12 protein-coding genes are annotated in these 15,052 nt (G+C 45.1%); 8 read left to right on the top strand and 4 right to left on the bottom strand.

Annotated features, from left to right (window positions below):
* Window positions 1-10: 10 nt before the first annotated feature.
* On the bottom strand, window positions 11-928 hold the full coding sequence (locus tag ACO064_RS04220; RefSeq protein WP_421826156.1) for a patatin-like phospholipase family protein: 918 nt from the start codon (window positions 926-928) through the stop codon (window positions 11-13).
* A 252-nt stretch (window positions 929-1,180) separates the two neighbouring features.
* Here ACO064_RS04220 and ACO064_RS04215 point away from each other — a divergent pair, with 252 nt between their 5' ends.
* The 7 genes from ACO064_RS04215 to ACO064_RS04185 all read left to right on the top strand — a co-directional run bounded on the left by ACO064_RS04215 (window position 1,181) and on the right by ACO064_RS04185 (window position 10,505).
* Entirely contained in the window at window positions 1,181-2,155 is a 975-nt protein-coding gene (locus ACO064_RS04215) for a polyprenyl synthetase family protein (RefSeq protein WP_421830989.1), read from the top strand.
* A gap of 97 nt (window positions 2,156-2,252) precedes the next feature.
* Entirely contained in the window at window positions 2,253-3,431 is a 1,179-nt protein-coding gene (locus ACO064_RS04210; protein ID WP_421826155.1) for an AAA family ATPase, read from the top strand.
* Window positions 3,428-4,072, top strand: coding sequence for a DUF3226 domain-containing protein (locus tag ACO064_RS04205; protein WP_421826154.1), 645 nt, complete (start codon window positions 3,428-3,430; stop codon window positions 4,070-4,072). The genes ACO064_RS04210 and ACO064_RS04205 overlap by 4 nt, the downstream gene beginning before the upstream one ends.
* Before the next feature lie 79 nt (window positions 4,073-4,151).
* Window positions 4,152-5,504: a hypothetical protein gene (locus ACO064_RS04200; RefSeq protein ID WP_421826153.1), complete on the top strand. Its 1,353-nt coding sequence runs from the start codon at window positions 4,152-4,154 to the stop codon at window positions 5,502-5,504.
* Complete coding sequence (locus tag ACO064_RS04195; protein WP_421826152.1) at window positions 5,459-6,106, top strand: condensin complex protein MksE; 648 nt, start codon at window positions 5,459-5,461, stop codon at window positions 6,104-6,106. The genes ACO064_RS04200 and ACO064_RS04195 overlap by 46 nt, the downstream gene beginning before the upstream one ends.
* A gap of 9 nt (window positions 6,107-6,115) precedes the next feature.
* Window positions 6,116-9,493, top strand: coding sequence for a hypothetical protein (locus ACO064_RS04190; protein WP_421826151.1), 3,378 nt, complete (start codon window positions 6,116-6,118; stop codon window positions 9,491-9,493).
* Entirely contained in the window at window positions 9,453-10,505 is a 1,053-nt protein-coding gene (locus ACO064_RS04185) for a hypothetical protein (protein WP_421826150.1), read from the top strand. Before ACO064_RS04190 ends, ACO064_RS04185 begins: the two co-directional genes overlap by 41 nt.
* Window positions 10,506-10,544: 39 nt before the next feature.
* Here the strand turns inward: ACO064_RS04185 and ACO064_RS04180 are convergent, their stop codons facing one another.
* Window positions 10,545-11,282, bottom strand: coding sequence for a fatty acid desaturase (locus ACO064_RS04180; protein WP_421826149.1), 738 nt, complete (start codon window positions 11,280-11,282; stop codon window positions 10,545-10,547).
* A 100-nt stretch (window positions 11,283-11,382) separates the two neighbouring features.
* Between ACO064_RS04180 and pafA the strand changes: the two genes are divergently transcribed.
* Complete coding sequence (pafA, locus tag ACO064_RS04175) at window positions 11,383-13,035, top strand: alkaline phosphatase PafA (RefSeq protein WP_421826148.1); 1,653 nt, start codon at window positions 11,383-11,385, stop codon at window positions 13,033-13,035.
* Between the two features lie 27 nt (window positions 13,036-13,062).
* Here the strand turns inward: pafA and ACO064_RS04170 are convergent, their stop codons facing one another.
* Window positions 13,063-13,773: an RloB family protein gene (locus ACO064_RS04170; protein ID WP_421826147.1), complete on the bottom strand. Its 711-nt coding sequence runs from the start codon at window positions 13,771-13,773 to the stop codon at window positions 13,063-13,065.
* Window positions 13,752-15,044 carry an AAA family ATPase gene (locus ACO064_RS04165; protein ID WP_421826146.1) on the bottom strand — a complete coding sequence of 431 codons (1,293 nt, stop codon included), beginning with the start codon at window positions 15,042-15,044 and terminating at the stop codon, window positions 13,752-13,754. The genes ACO064_RS04170 and ACO064_RS04165 overlap by 22 nt, the downstream gene beginning before the upstream one ends.
* Window positions 15,045-15,052 lie beyond the last annotated feature (8 nt).

The following is a 15,052-nucleotide window of genomic DNA, read 5'->3' as shown; positions in this document are numbered from 1 at the left end:
TTAGCGAACCTTACACCTTCCGCTCAATCCCCTGCGTCCGCAGCGCAATGGTGGCATCGCGGTAGCCCTGCACGATCAGCCGCCCGATGTCATCGGACGAAAACCGCATCAGGTTCAAATACAGCGGTTCGTTCGGGCGGACGAGCGTCAGGTGCATGGCGTTGCCCCGCATTTTCTCACGCTCAATCCAGCGTTCGGCCCACGCAATGTCGTTGTTGACAATCTGGTTGACCGTAATGTCTTTCACCCGCTCGATCAAATTCAGCAAACTGCGGTAATTGAAATTTTCCGTAAAAATCCGTTTGGCGTGGCAGGCAACGCACACCAGTTCGTTGGCACCGTCGTCGATGGCTTCCCGCAGCGGGGCGACCTCCCGCAAACCGCCGTCCAGAAACATCTTCTGGCGATCACCACCCACGCAGACAGCGGGCATCAGAAACGGCAGGGAACTGCTGGCGATGACGTAATCCAGAATCGATTCGTCGTCGTTGCTGGTATACATAATGTCGCCTTTGATGATGTCGACCGCACCCACTTTCAGTTTAATCGGGCTGTTGACCAGAACCGGGAGCTTGATGTGGGTTCGAATCAGGTTTTGAAGGGGCGTGGTGTCCAGCAAACCATCGAAACGACTCAGCAGGGTGTTGTAGCCCATCACCAGCGTTGACTGAACCGTGGCCACGTCCTTCGGCTGGGTGATGTTCCGAATCCAGAATTCGATCAGTTGCCGACCGGCTTTGGGCCAATCGACGGCACCGTGCTCGGCAAACTGTTTGCCGGCTTCGTGAACCAGAAAAACCGCATTGAGACTTCCCACCGATATGCCATAAATCGCTTCGGGCTCAAAACCGGATTCCAGAATGGCCTGAATGGCCCCCGCCTGAAAAGCCCCCTTGAGCGAACCGCCCCCTAGTACCAGTGCACGCATAAGAAAAGAATGTAAAATGTAAAATGATGAACGCTACATGTAAAATGACTGGAATTCGGCACTTTTACATTTAATATTTATCATTTTACATTTGAAATTAGCCGTATTTTTTACTGACCGTAACATTACATTTTTAGAGCCAATCTTGCAACCGGCGCGAAGTTTTTACGAAGTTTTGTCCTGATCTCGCGTTTGAGTGGTATACTTGCGCCCTGAATGCGGTTCATCCAACCCGATGAACTGATGTGAATGATGCCACTATCGATCCGGGACATACAAGCGCCGATTGCTGCCGAAATGGAAACATTTGAGCACAAATTCCGGCAGTTTATGAAAAGCGAAGTCATGCTTCTGGACCAGATCATGAACTACATCGTGCGCCGGAAGGGCAAACAGCTTCGGCCCATGTTCGTTTTTCTGACGGCCGGGGTTTGCGGAACCGTCACCGAATCGACTCACCGGGGCGCGGCCCTCATCGAACTGCTGCACACGGCGACGCTCGTTCACGACGATGTGGTCGATGACTCCAACTACCGTCGCGGTTTTTTCTCCATCAATGCCCTTTGGAAGAACAAAATTGCCGTTCTGGTGGGCGATTACCTGCTCTCGCGGGGGCTGCTGCTGTCGGTCGACAACGGCGATTATGATTTGCTGAAAATTGTCTCAAAGGCCGTTCGTGAGATCAGCGAGGGTGAATTGCTCCAGATCGAAAAAGCCCGGCGGCTGGACATTACGGAAGCGGTTTACTACGAAATCATCCGCCAGAAAACCGCATCGCTGATTTCAGCCTGTTGTGCCGTGGGCGCCCGCTCGGTGGATGCGACGGCCGAAATGATCGAAACCGCCCGACTATTCGGCGAAAAAGTGGGGATTGCTTTCCAGATCAAAGACGATTTGTTCGATTACGGGGAAGAAGAAGTGGGCAAACCGCTCGGGATCGACATCAAGGAAAAGAAGATGACGCTGCCGTTGATTTACGCGCTGAACAACGCGAAATGGGTCGAAAAACGGCGGATGATCAACATCGTTAAGAATGAAAGTGAAAACCCAAAACGCGTCGCCGAAGTCATTGATTTTGTGAAGAAATCGGGCGGTATTCAATACGCCACGACGGTTATGACCCGCTACGTCGACGAAGCCAAAGCCCTCCTGTTCACCCTGCCCGACTCCCGCTACCGGACCTCATTGGAGCAGTTGGTGCAATACACGATTGAGCGGAGTAAATAGTTGCTCAAGAACTGCTCTATACAACAGTGACTTTTTTATTTAATTCACAGAATTAATTGAAAAGCTGTAGTTTTGGTCATTCAGCACTATTCAATCGATGCTACGATCTTTAGAAATTCATAACTATCGCAATTTACGGCACCTCACCATAGAGCGACTGGGGAGAGTGAATTTGCTGTTAGGGAAAAATAATACGGGCAAGACATCGGTGTTGGAAGCAGTTGCAATACATATCAATCGCGGTAGCATTGATTTTTTATTTCAACTACTAAACGAAAGAGGTGAAAACTATATCCGTGCTGAAGATACAGAGCGTCGTAATTCCGAAGTCGCAAAAGAGATAACAATATTAAAAACATTAGCTGCTTTATTTACAGGACGAGCTGCTCAATTCAATCAAAAAAGCACCATACTAATAGGAGAGCACGAAAGCACCTTATTTGGCCCTGAAACGGCTTCAGTAAACCGTATTGGTTTAAGATTTGTCCGTTTCCTGGAGAAATATGATTATTTAGATACTGATGAGAAATTATCAGGACCAGTGCACAGGAGACGAATATCATTGCCGGATGATACAGATGATCCAGAAGCTTTATTAGGGATAGAGGTACGATTCAATCAATCTACTGTTATCACTCCTTTTAGAAATATTGATCGAACCGCGCGTGGATTGAATTCACTCCAAATTTCTTCATTGGATGATAGCCTAGCGAGCTATCAGTTTGTGAAGACAAAAAATATTGAGAGAGAGATCAACGGAGCGCTCTGGGATAAAATAGCATTGACTGAAAGCGAGGATGAGGTTGTTAATGCGCTCAAAATAATTGAGTCGGATATTGATAGAATCACGTTTCGTAACGAGCGGGAACGTGAGCGTGTTCCAGTTGTCAAACTAAAGTCATCTAATGACGTTGTGCCGCTGCGCTCAATGGGTGATGGGATCAACCGGATCCTGACCATTATTCTGGCGATGGTTAATTGTGAAAATGGCTATTTTCTTATTGATGAATTTGAGAATGGCCTGCACTATTCGGTTCAGGAGAAACTGTGGGAGGTTATTTTCAGTGTAGCGGAGCGGCTGAATATTCAGGTGTTTGCGACGACCCACAGCTACGACTGTATTGATGCGTTTTCTGCTATTCTAAACAGTGGACGATATCCCAAAGAATCGGGTTGTATGATTCGCCTTGATAATTACGAAGGAGATATTGAGGCAACCTTATACAATGCTGACGAAATTCAGGCTACAACCCGCGTCCAGGTAGACCCCCGATGAGTACTTACAAAAACCGTAGTCGTTGGACTAAGAAGCTATTAGTTGAAGGGAATGATGATTTGCATGTCATCGCAAATATTAGGGATCGCTATCAATTACCCGATAATTTTGAAATTGTTGATTGTAAGGGAGTTGACAACATAGCTGATAAGTTGCTTTCGTTGATTAAAAACCGGCAAGATGTTATTGGTGTAGTTGTCGATGCTGACGACCAATTAGACTCCCGCTGGCAAAGTCTGCGTCATTTCATGCTTGAGCAAGGCTATGCGGTGCCTGAACATGTACGAAGAGATGGGACGATCATTCCGGCCAGTGGAAGAAACCCCCGAATTGGTGTCTGGTTAATGCCAGATAATCTTCAGCAACCGGGAATGCTGGAACACTTTGTTGCTTCACTGATTCCACCTGATGATGGGCTTATACTAGAAGCTAGCCGGATTCTCACGGAGTTAGAAGTGAGTAATCTCAATAAGTATAAATCAATCCACAAAAGCAAAGCTTTGATCTATACCTGGTTGGCCTGGCAGGAGTCACCTGGTACGCCAATGGGCCTGGCTATTACGAAGACCTACCTCACCCATAATTCTGACTTGTGTCAACGGTTCATAACTTGGCTGGATACACTGTTCAATTTTGAGTAGAATTACCGTTGCCTAAATAGTAAAATATAAATCTATGTTGGAATGTTGCTAAATGTATGTTGTTCATCTACATTTAGGCATGACAGATGATTTTGATTTTCTTGGGACCCTCCAACGAGATAATCTTCGCACGTATAAACTGCTGTATCCTGATCCTCAACTCGGAATGGTGGTCATGTGGCTTTATGATCGGCATTTGAGTGGAGCGTTTCCGGCAAAGACATTTAAGGAAGATACCATCAACCAAGCGTTTCGTGAATTGTTTGGGCATAACCGGCAACAGTGGCAGGACTATGCCAATAAGATCAGCGATTTAAACGAGTTTTTCCTGCGGTATGACGAACAACTTCAGGTTTACTCCTTTAAAAATTACGCCATCGAGTTTTGCCAGCGTGCCTATGATGTGCTACTCAATACATTTAATCCAACCGAAATTGAGCAGATTTGTGCCAAATTGCGTCGCGACCTGGAAGGTGCTCACACAGTAGAAGGATACGAATTCTGGTTTGCAACGAACCTGCCTGCTTTCCAGCCTCGAATGAAAGGCCAGATTGATTTCCTGGAACGACAGATTCAGGAGTCGGTCGATGAATTGCGAAAACATGCCTACCGAAGTGACGCTTCAATTCAACAGGCACTCGAACAAGTTGTTCAGCGGCTTGACGAGATACGAGAGCAGAATAAAGAACTAACGGCGGCTTTTCACGAAATCGACCGCATCAAGATCCATCTGGACGAACTTCAAGCGAATAACCAATGGCCCTCCCTTCAGGAGCCAATTGATAATGCATTTGTCTTTTTTGCGGAAATGCTCCGTGATTTGCGGATCGTTGATCGACGGATTGATCGCATCCAACCCAAATTGAGGCAACTTTTTGGAACCTTGAATCAACCCCTGTTTAATGGGCGAGTTGAACGTTTTCTGCGTCATTTATTAGTTGAGAGTGAGTTTGTCCGTGACAGTTCTGGCCGTCGACAGCTTCAATTACCGGAGAATATACATCCACTATTGATTCACATTAGCACACCCTCATTACCCATCATTGAGCGGAAAGAATTTCCTACTAAAAGGTTTTCTATTGCTCAGAAGTCACAGCAAAACCAGTCAGACCGCCGAAATGCTTTTGCGACTTCTGCCGAACGGATTCGTCGGCAAAGCGTTGTAGAGCGCTGGGTAGGTCGCTTCGAACAATTGGTTCAACAACAGGGTGAAGCGCAATTCGATTCTTTTTTCCAAGCAATATTGATTGAAGAAAACAACGATGTGGATTTAGCCGTGCGGGTTGCGTATAGAGTCTTCCGGCAGTTTACCAATAACCCGCACTACAGCCTTTCTGTCGACAATCAAACACTTGTTGAATACAAAACACAACCTTCCCTTTCATCATGGCAGATGATCGTACAAAAGCGTCAAACGGATACGCTTTCCTGACCACACCCGAGGCCGAACGGTTTTTTGGAAAATTAGATTATGCACTCAAGGACGGGTTACACATTCAGGAAAAGCTGAATCCTGACTTCTATTTCTTTGTGGATAAGAATCACACCGATTTATCAAATTATTACGAGAGACTCTTCGAAGTAAAGCTTGAACGAAGCCAGAACGGTTCGGATCGCTATTTCTACCTTGACTTTGTAGAAGCTAATTCGCGCGGGAGCATTGTCGCTGAACACCGGTATTTTTTGGCTCCTGAACACATCATTGTTGGTTTTTTGCTCTACAAAGTAATCTACAACGATTTGCAAATCGAACTCGATTCGGTCAGGCGTTTTCAAAAAATGCTTCGTGAAGAGTATGAAGACCTGAAACCGTTGATTTACGAAAAACTAGCTCAGGTAACCCGGAAAAAACCGAGCGAGATGGACGATGATAAATTGAACGGAATTGTCTTAGCTGCTATGCGTGAGTTTGGGCGTATCGGCTGGATACTATTGGAAAACGACTACTTCGAGCCCTTACCGGCTTTTGGTCGGCTAACGCTGGTTTACGGGGACCCTATTAATGTGATTGGTCGGTGGCAGACCACTGAATAACTCATAGTCATGAAAGATTTTCCACGCCTGCATAGTCTGCATACGCTGAATATCCGTCACCATCAGAATGCAGACTATTTACTCCATCAATTGCGTACCGACTTTATTGGTGAAAGTGGGGCCGGTAAGAGTATAATTGCCGATTTGCTACAACTGATTTTTGTTGGGCCGCGCGAATACCGTTCTGCAACGCAATCATTAGACGATGAGCGAAAACCCAAAACACTTCTTCTTCCCAGCGCCATGCTGGGATATGCTTTTCTGAATATTGAAACGGCAGAAGGGGAGTATGTAGTCATTGGCGTTCAAATAGAAGATGTTCATCACGGCGTCCGTTTGTTTGCCATTCAACAAGGTTTTGAATTAGATGACTTAAGCCGACTTACTCCGTTTGCCGATCCCATTAAGGTTAAAGATCTCCTTTTGGACGATGATGTGCTTCCTCTCGCTGAATTGGCTAACCATCTGGAAAAAAGAGGACTTCTGGTAAAACCATATCCGTCGACAAAGGCGTATCACGCCCTATTGTACCGGAGTGAGTTGTTACCTTTTGACCTGGCTTCCAGTGAGCAGTCTTTAAAAACGTACGCAAAAATTATTCAGGCGTTTTCGCGTCGCAAATCGCTCGATCCTAAAAAGCCCAAGGAGTTAATCGATTTTTTGTTTGGTAACGACAAAGGGCAGGAAAACTACCGGCAGTATGAGGAATTGATGCGGTCTGTTGAACGGGATGATGAAGACTACAGACTAAATCAGTCAGAAGTTGAGCAAATCAAAGAAAAAGAAAAAGAGTTAAAAGCGCTTCGGGTAACTCAAAAACGCTTTTTAGAAGCGAAGCGCGTGTACAATCTGGCCTTGCTTCAGGATGCATATGAACGGCGACGGTTGACGAAACAGAAGTTATATAAAGCGCTTGAAAATTTTACGATTTCAAAACAAACGATGGAGCATTGGCAAGCTTATTGCCAACAGCAACGTGCCAATTTTAAAAAAGGCGAAGCTCCATTGGTAGAAGCGGAGCAAAATGCATTAACGGTTTATACAGAAAAACTCCCACCTTTTCACCAAATTCAGCAGGTTAAACAATGGATGGTGGATTGGAACAGTAATTTTGAGGAGCTGCCACAACACTACAAACAATACAGTGAGGCCAAGAGTGTTCGGGAAGCGCATCAGGAGCTTAGAAAAGTTTTTGTTTCTGAAGAGAGTTGGCAGGAGTATGAAAATTCAGGATGGGTAAACGGCTGGGAACAGGGAGTAGAGTGGTCAGCGGTTACCATAAAAGGGTTAGAAGATGATAAATATAACACAGAGGTATTGCGGGATTTTAGTGATGTAAATGATTCAACCACACTCTGTCATTGGGCGTATCATTGTGAATATGATTTTGATATTTATGATATCAGTGTATTTATCGGCCTTATGACTGTGTATTCTGTAAAACCATCGTTTGCTAAAACTGGGACCGAATATCTATCAAATCCAACAGAATTATTTGAACATGTTAATAATTCAAGACCAGACAAAGATTCAAATGGGTTCTATTTGAATTTTAAGGGTTTGTCAAAATATTTTCAATTTAGATATGACCTTATTGATAAATTAACCACCCATTCTAATCGCCAATTGTTTTTAAAGAAACAGAGTCAATTTCTAGGGACTAATTTGCAAAATATTAGGAATAAGATAAAGAAGGTAAAAGCATTGAGAGAGCAAATAGATGCGTTGGGAGAACGGAAGGTCGAAATTCTAAATGCTTATGCGAAACGGGATCAGCAAGATGATTTGGACGACTACGTACCATTTCATCTAAGTCAGAAGGAATTTGATACCTATTATAACTCCTATACGAACCGGGAGAGTATTAAAGCAGCGTATAAGAATGCCGATAAAACGTACAAAACCGCACTGAATAATCTACAAACACTCAAAACAAATATTTCACTCTTAATTAGTCACACGGAGGATCATGATTCTTTGCATACGCCATATGTAAACACAGCAAATCTTGTAGAGCAATATATTCGAGAACGTGCCAACGACTTCGTGAGACCAATGTGGGAAGCTCCGAAAACAGACTTCCCGTTTACGATCAATTTTCAGTCAGCAAAGACCGCTTTGCTTACTGGACAGTTGCATATGTTGCCTTTGGATGAATGGGAAAACTTGGACAAAATTTGTCAGCTCGCAGAAAAACATTATAATAAAGTTGAAAGTAGGTATAAAGCCCTGTATGACAAGTTACCTTTATTTCCTATAGAACAAAATTTGGGAGGTATTGAACAGTGTTGGAATTATTATACAAAAGCAGAATCGCTTTATGAGGCAGAATATAAGGGAGTTGCTAAAAGATTCTTGGGAGATTATACCTTTGAACTAGAAGGAATTTACGATTATGTAATTCTTGTCAATTATGTATTTACTAAATTAATTGACAATCCTGATGCCGATGAAGAAACGGCATTAGTTCGCGTTACTCAACGACTAACAGAAGTGTTGAATCATATACGCAATCTTAACAAACGCCGACTTAATCAGATCAGCGAAGTTTTAGAAAAAGTGGTTGAAGATTGGCGTAAACTAAGAAATAACTTAAAGAGATTAGCTGGCTTCTTCGAAGACCCGAAACATCATATTACAGGTGGACATCGGGTTAAATTAACATTCGAAGAATCAGCAACCTTTCCAATTAAATGGATTAATGAATTCAGAAGAGAGTTAGCTACTTCGCATGATTTTGCAGATCAGTTTATTAACCAAATTACATTTGAGGAGAAGCTAATAGCTGTTTTTAAGGCTTGCAGTGGCGTCCGTAATTTTACTCCTGAAATTCGTGATTTGCTTAACCCTAATTCATACTTTAGCCTGAACTTTAGTATTATTTCAGTTGACAATGGAAAGAAAAATGACGGGAGTACGGGACAGACTTATGCCGCTATTGCACTACTTTGCATCGCTCGTTTATCACTCATTGGTCGTGTTCGTAGAAAAGGGATACGGTTTATGTCGATTGACGAAGCGGAAGGACTTGGCTCGAACTACGATATGTTGTATGATATTGCCCGAAACAATGATTACCAATTGATTTCGATGTCTATCAATTTAGTGGGTTCATTTAAAGAAGGAGATCAATATGTTCACATGCTACAACGTGACTTGGATTCTTCAGAGCCGATCAATTACACCCCCTATTCAATCTTTAGCAAAGCGGATTTAGACCGTTTGCTGGATGAAGATGTACAGGATGACCCCAACGAAACTGATAGCTTAAATCAAGAGTCATCCGAAAATAATATAGAAAACGAAGAAACAGGGGAAAGTAAATCTGATAATAATTCTTACGAAGATGATGAACCAGAAGAAGGCAAAGAAGAGCCTACCGCTTGACCATCGGTATAATTTCACATGGCCACATTATCGTGCGTTAAGGCAGTTGTACACAGATGGGCAAACTAATCTCCAGATTACCAGTAATGACTTTATTAAACAGCGCTTAATTGGTGGTAAATCTTGGATTCAGCCAAAATTACGGTCAGAAAAGGGTTATTTTATAGCGGAATACTTACGATCAAAATACAATGCCTGGTATGAAGAGGACTATAAAGAAAAAATTGATCGATTCCAGCAATTCTTCGATGATCATGATATCCCTGATGAAGGCACCCATCCTTATCGTTCCGAAGATATTGACTCTTTAATGGCTATAGCTGTATTAAAAGAAGATATTTTGCGGGACTTCGATACCTATACCCTTAATAGTTTCTCAAACCAATTTTTTAAAAATAAAGGCGCAAAATATTTAGGTGACCATGAATCATTGAAGAAAGCTGTAAAGGCTATTTTAAAAATTGACGTTAATTTCCCTGGAGAAGATAGGAAAGATAACCAATGGCGATTAGCTATTGAATGCGATGATGCCGAAGTGTTGGTCTTGTGCGAAAACTACCATTTTTTGCGTTTGCCCGAGACTGCTCGTAAACTTCGGGTTGATTTGTGGTCAATAGGAGGAAATAATATTGCAGCCATTGACAGAATTCCTAATCACAAAGTCCAGTTGCCATTGTACTATTCTTGTGATTGGGACGATGCGGGTTTGCACATTTATTCGCGAGTGAAAGCCAGACTGAATGCGAAGGGTTTTGAAATACAATTACTATATCCTTCGGCCTCTGAAGATAGACATCTGCCTGTTAATTCAGACAACCATTATAGCAAATGGCAACATGCCAAAAAATTATCAGGGCTGGAGCTTACCGACTTTTCTGATGAGGCAAAAAAGCTAATTCAGAGGTTAATACAGTCGGATCAATGGATAGAAGAAGAATCGAATAATTTAGGGGCGATGTTACAGCGAATCAGGCCAGTAGAATTACATAAGCGAGCTGAACAAATGAGTTGAAACCGAAAAGTTATGAGTATCCGTATATGTATGTAACTCTTAACTCTTAACTCTTAACTCATCACTCTTAACTCTAGCTTCCGGCAGCTTCCACCACGGCAGATACGGCCAGGCGTGGTGCTCGGCGTGGTAGCCGAAAAAATAACAGCTCAGGAAGGCCAGCACGTGGTTGGGTTTCTGGCTCCGGGCGTTGTGGGGCGGGTTGTGGTGTTCACCCCGGTGGGGGCGGTAGGTGCCGAAATAAAAGAGCTGGAACGTGCTCAACACCGCCGGAACCATCCAGAACACGATCAGATTTTCCATCGAAAACCAGAGCTTCAGAATGTTGTAGGTAACCGCCATCAGGACGATCTGAAGCACCGAAATGTATTCTTTCAGAAAACTGTAGTACCAGGCCAGAAAACCGGGATTGCCGTCGTGGTAGTCGGGGTCGTCGTGGGTGGCCGAGTGTTTGTGGTGCAGGTGGTGTTTGCGGCTGAGCCGGTTGTAATTATTGAAGGCAAAAAGCGTGGCACACAGAAAGCCGATAGCGTTGTTCAATCGCCTGTTGTGGGGGGCTACGACGCCGTGAATGGCATCGTGGGCCGTAATGAAAACACCGGTGTAGAGGTGGGTTTGAACCAGCACGAAAACATACACCAGCGGATTTTGCCAATTGATCGGGTAATTCAGCAGAAAAATCAGCATGCCCAGCCAGCTTAGCAGAATGGCCGCAGCAAAATACAGGCCCCGGTTGCCGATTTGGGTGGGTTTAAACGAAATTGCGGAAGTTACCATTTAACAATTCATTTACCGGCTAACGACCCGCGTACCAGAAATGTTCACTACTTTTGGGGTTTATAACCCGACTCATTCTCCATAGTCTCTTCCAATTGGCATGAAACTAGTCCGTTTAGCCTTATTTTTGCTCGCACCGATTTGGGTGTTTGCGCAACCTGCTCCCAAAAAAGCAGCTAGCCCTTCAACCTCCCTGAGCCGCCCGAAACTGGTGGTAGGCATCATCGTCGACCAGATGCGGTATGATTATTTGTACCGGTTTTACAACAAATATTCCGAAGGCGGTTTTAAACGGATGATGCGGGACGGCTTCAATGCCCGCAATAATCACTACCATTATGCCGCTACGATCACGGCCCCCGGTCACACGCACGTATACACGGGTTCGGCCCCGGCCATTTCCGGGATTGTGGGCAACGACTGGTACGACCGGGCCGCTGAACGGACGGTGTATTGCGTCGAAGATTCGACGGTTCGATCGGTCGGAAACACGTCGTCAGCCGGGCGGATGTCTCCGCGCAACCTGCTGGTAACGACCGTGACGGACCAGTTGAAAGTGGCCACGCAGGGCCGTTCGAAAGTCATTGGCGTTGCAATGAAAGACCGGGGCGCGATTCTGCCCGCGGGTCATGCCGCCAATGCTGCTTACTGGTTCGACTCAAAAGACGGAAGCTGGATTTCCAGCACGTTTTATATGAGAGAACAGCCTCAGTGGGCAAAGGACTTCAACGCCCTCAAGCTGTCGGACAAATACCTGACACAAACCTGGGAAACCACCTTGCCAATTGATCAATACACGGAAAGCACGGCCGATGATACGCCGTTTGAGAATCCACTGGCGGGGGAACCCAAAGCCGTGTTCCCGCACCAGGCCATTGCGTCGCTCGGCAGTAAATACGAAGCCCTGCGCACCAGCCCATTTGGCGATGTGTTGACGAAAGAAATGGCGATAGCCGCCCTGAAAGGCGAGAATATGGGGAAAGGCAGCGAGACCGATTTTCTTTGCGTTAGTTTTTCGTCACCCGATGCCATTGGACACCGGTTCAGTCCGACCTCCATTGAAATCGAGGATGAATACCTGCGGCTGGACAAAGTGATGGCGGACCTGCTGAATGCGCTGGATGCGCAGGTCGGTAAGGGGAATTATTTCACGTTTCTATCCGCCGACCACGGTGCCGCCGATAACCCGGCCTACTCGCAGAGCCTGAATATACCGGGCGGTTTTCTGGAAGCAAAAGACGTTAATGCGGCCACCGACAAGGCGCTCACGGACGCGTTTGGTCCCGGAAAATGGGTCATTGGCAATTCTAACTCACAGGTGTATCTGAACCACGACCTGCTGCGGGAAAAGAAAGTGAAAGTGGCCGAGGCTACCGAAGTGGTGCGGATGGCCTTATTGAAAAATCCGGGCATCCAGAACGTGCTCAACCTGCACGACATCAACTCGAATTCCGTACCGGAATACTGGTTGCCTCTGCTTCGGAATGTCTACAATCCCCGGCGAAGCGGTGACCTGTACCTGGTGACGCAACCTGGCTGGCTGGAAGGCTACCGGAAAGGCGGCACCTCGCACGGCACACTCTATAACTACGATACCCACGTCCCGCTGGTCTTCTATGGCTGGGGCATCAAACCCGGCGAAACCACCCGACGGACACACATTGCCGACATTGCCTCCACGGTTTCGGCCCTCCTGCACATTCTGGAACCCAGCGGAAACATTGGCGATCCGGTGGCGGAAGCGATGAAATAATCGGTAGCAAGTAACACCCAAACGACGCTATGCCTCACCCGGCGTAGCGTCGTTTGGGTTTGGGAAAAGCAGTTTTTCGATCAACTCATGCACTTTGGTGCAGGGATTATGATTGGCGTAATCGGTTCGATCGGCAAATTCAGCTTCCAGTCTTTTTGCTCTGGCGATGGCTTGTTTTAGGTCACCGTGCTGTTGCAGCAGCAGAAACAGTTCTGCACTATTTTTTTGGTAGAAATAAGCACTTCCCATTTTGGCTGATAACTCCCGTTCCAGTAATGTTTTATAATGGTCTCTCGACATTCCGTGCTGAAAAAACTGGAAATGCAGTAAATACCACAACTCAAAAGCTTCGTTCGTCCAGGCGCATTGAATGCCAACCGCTTGTCCTTTAAAAATGGCATTGTTGAAGTTTTGATCCGGAAAACTATCCCGGTCGAATACCGCCCAAACTTCATCGAAAGTTCTGCCAAACCGTTCTAAACGAACTCGAGCTCTTTGCGCATCCTCAATGACCGTCAGCGTATTGTGCCCCGTTCCTTCAATCTCCAGGTCTATAGTATCGACCACACCCAGGGGGAGGTTTTTCTTCAATCCTTCGAAGTAGTTTGGCTCCGTTTTAGTCCCTTCGCAGACGATCAGATAGTATTTTCGTTTCGCTTTCGTATCCTGTTTGCGGCTCGTTTCCTGACGGGCAAACCGCTTCTGTACGGCATTGTCTATTTTTGCTTTTCGAGCCATGCCGGTACAATTTTCGATAAATCACCAATGTACGGAATGGCTCCGTATCGCCCCTGAATGTAGTCTTCCTCGAACGAACGGTCTTTGCGTACTTTCGTGCCATCTTCTTCCTGATACTCTACCAACGAATATAGACAGGTGGCCCCGTATTGGTCTTTCTCGGTGAAATAAATCTGGTCGCGACGGAAAAGCTTACCGGTCAGTAGGTTCGTGTCGTGCGTCGCAAAGATTAGCTGTGCGTTATTCGGGTTTAGTTCGGGTTGATTGAAAAGGCGAATGATGGACTGTGTCATCAAAGGGTGCAGTTTGGCGTCTAGTTCATCTACGATTAAAAGGCCACCATTCTGCAACGTGTCAAAAATAGGCCCAGATAGATCGAAGAGCTTGTTTGTACCAGATGACTCATTCTTATCCATATCAAACGTCACAACCTCATTAACCAACTTTTTTTCCGCATCATATTTTGGATGATAGGTTTCAATTACTGTCAGATCACTGTTTTTCGATCCAATAGGCGAAAGTTGTTTGAAATCATATGTAAGTCTTGTTGAGCTTTCTACTGGAGAAGTTTCATTTCCAATACCAATTTCATCAATTCCAATAATCTCATTAATGAATATTAGAAGATCGGCTTTCTTACTTTCTCCTAAATGTTTAATTGTAAGGCTTCTAAGCTTTTCATGTGATGAACCTGAAATGGAATTAAGCTTTCCAAACCAACTTAAAATCTGTTTTGATATAATGCCATTAAACTGGTCACAAACTGCCAGAAATAGTGCATTATTTCGGGTTCGCTCTTCCAAATCTTTCCCCTCCTTGAAGTCCTTCGTTACATCAATAGCATCGTTTTCTCTAACAAAAAGAGATTTTTCCTGTCTCTTTTTTGACTCAAAAAGCCATTCTGCCCGCACGGCTTGGCGATCAACTTCAAAACCGTAGCGATACCGGAAGCCATTTAGTAAAAATAGTATTTCAAAGTAACTGGGTTCATCCTCAGTTTCGGTACTCAGTAAGAATGGTTCAACTTCGATTGCGGCTGTTGAGGAGCGTTCTGCGGATTGGGTTACAATCTGGCGCATCGTTCCCAACGCATTCAGCACATTAGATTTTCCGCTGGCGTTGGCTCCGTAAATGACGGCACTACGGAGTAATTGATAGCGTCCAGCATCAATCAATTGCTCGCGGTGTTCACTGATGGATGACGCATCCAGCCGCAAAGTCTGGCGGTCTTTGATGGAGAGAAAATTGCCAACGGTGAATTCGATGAGCATAACGTTTA

It is taken from the genome of Larkinella sp. (assembly GCF_965227735.1).
GTDB lineage: Bacteria > Bacteroidota > Bacteroidia > Cytophagales > Spirosomataceae > Larkinella.
This window is presented reverse-complemented; position numbering and strand designations above follow the sequence as displayed.

Bases quoted from the DNA above. Each gene is read 5' to 3' on its own strand.
- ACO064_RS04215 (WP_421830989.1), top strand. From the start codon at position 1,181: ATGCCACTATCGATCCGGGACATACAAGCGCCGATTGCTGCCGAAATG.
- ACO064_RS04200 (WP_421826153.1), top strand. From the start codon at position 4,152: ATGACAGATGATTTTGATTTTCTTGGGACCCTCCAACGAGATAATCTT.
- ACO064_RS04195 (WP_421826152.1), top strand. From the start codon at position 5,459: ATGGCAGATGATCGTACAAAAGCGTCAAACGGATACGCTTTCCTGACC.
- ACO064_RS04185 (WP_421826150.1), top strand. From the start codon at position 9,453: ATGATGAACCAGAAGAAGGCAAAGAAGAGCCTACCGCTTGACCATCGG.
- ACO064_RS04190 (WP_421826151.1), top strand. From the start codon at position 6,116: ATGAAAGATTTTCCACGCCTGCATAGTCTGCATACGCTGAATATCCGT.
- ACO064_RS04165 (WP_421826146.1), bottom strand. From the start codon at position 15,044: ATGCTCATCGAATTCACCGTTGGCAATTTTCTCTCCATCAAAGACCGC.
- ACO064_RS04205 (WP_421826154.1), top strand. From the start codon at position 3,428: ATGAGTACTTACAAAAACCGTAGTCGTTGGACTAAGAAGCTATTAGTT.
- ACO064_RS04180 (WP_421826149.1), bottom strand. From the start codon at position 11,282: ATGGTAACTTCCGCAATTTCGTTTAAACCCACCCAAATCGGCAACCGG.
- ACO064_RS04210 (WP_421826155.1), top strand. From the start codon at position 2,253: ATGCTACGATCTTTAGAAATTCATAACTATCGCAATTTACGGCACCTC.
- ACO064_RS04170 (WP_421826147.1), bottom strand. From the start codon at position 13,773: ATGGCTCGAAAAGCAAAAATAGACAATGCCGTACAGAAGCGGTTTGCC.
- pafA (WP_421826148.1), top strand. From the start codon at position 11,383: ATGAAACTAGTCCGTTTAGCCTTATTTTTGCTCGCACCGATTTGGGTG.
- ACO064_RS04220 (WP_421826156.1), bottom strand. From the start codon at position 928: ATGCGTGCACTGGTACTAGGGGGCGGTTCGCTCAAGGGGGCTTTTCAG.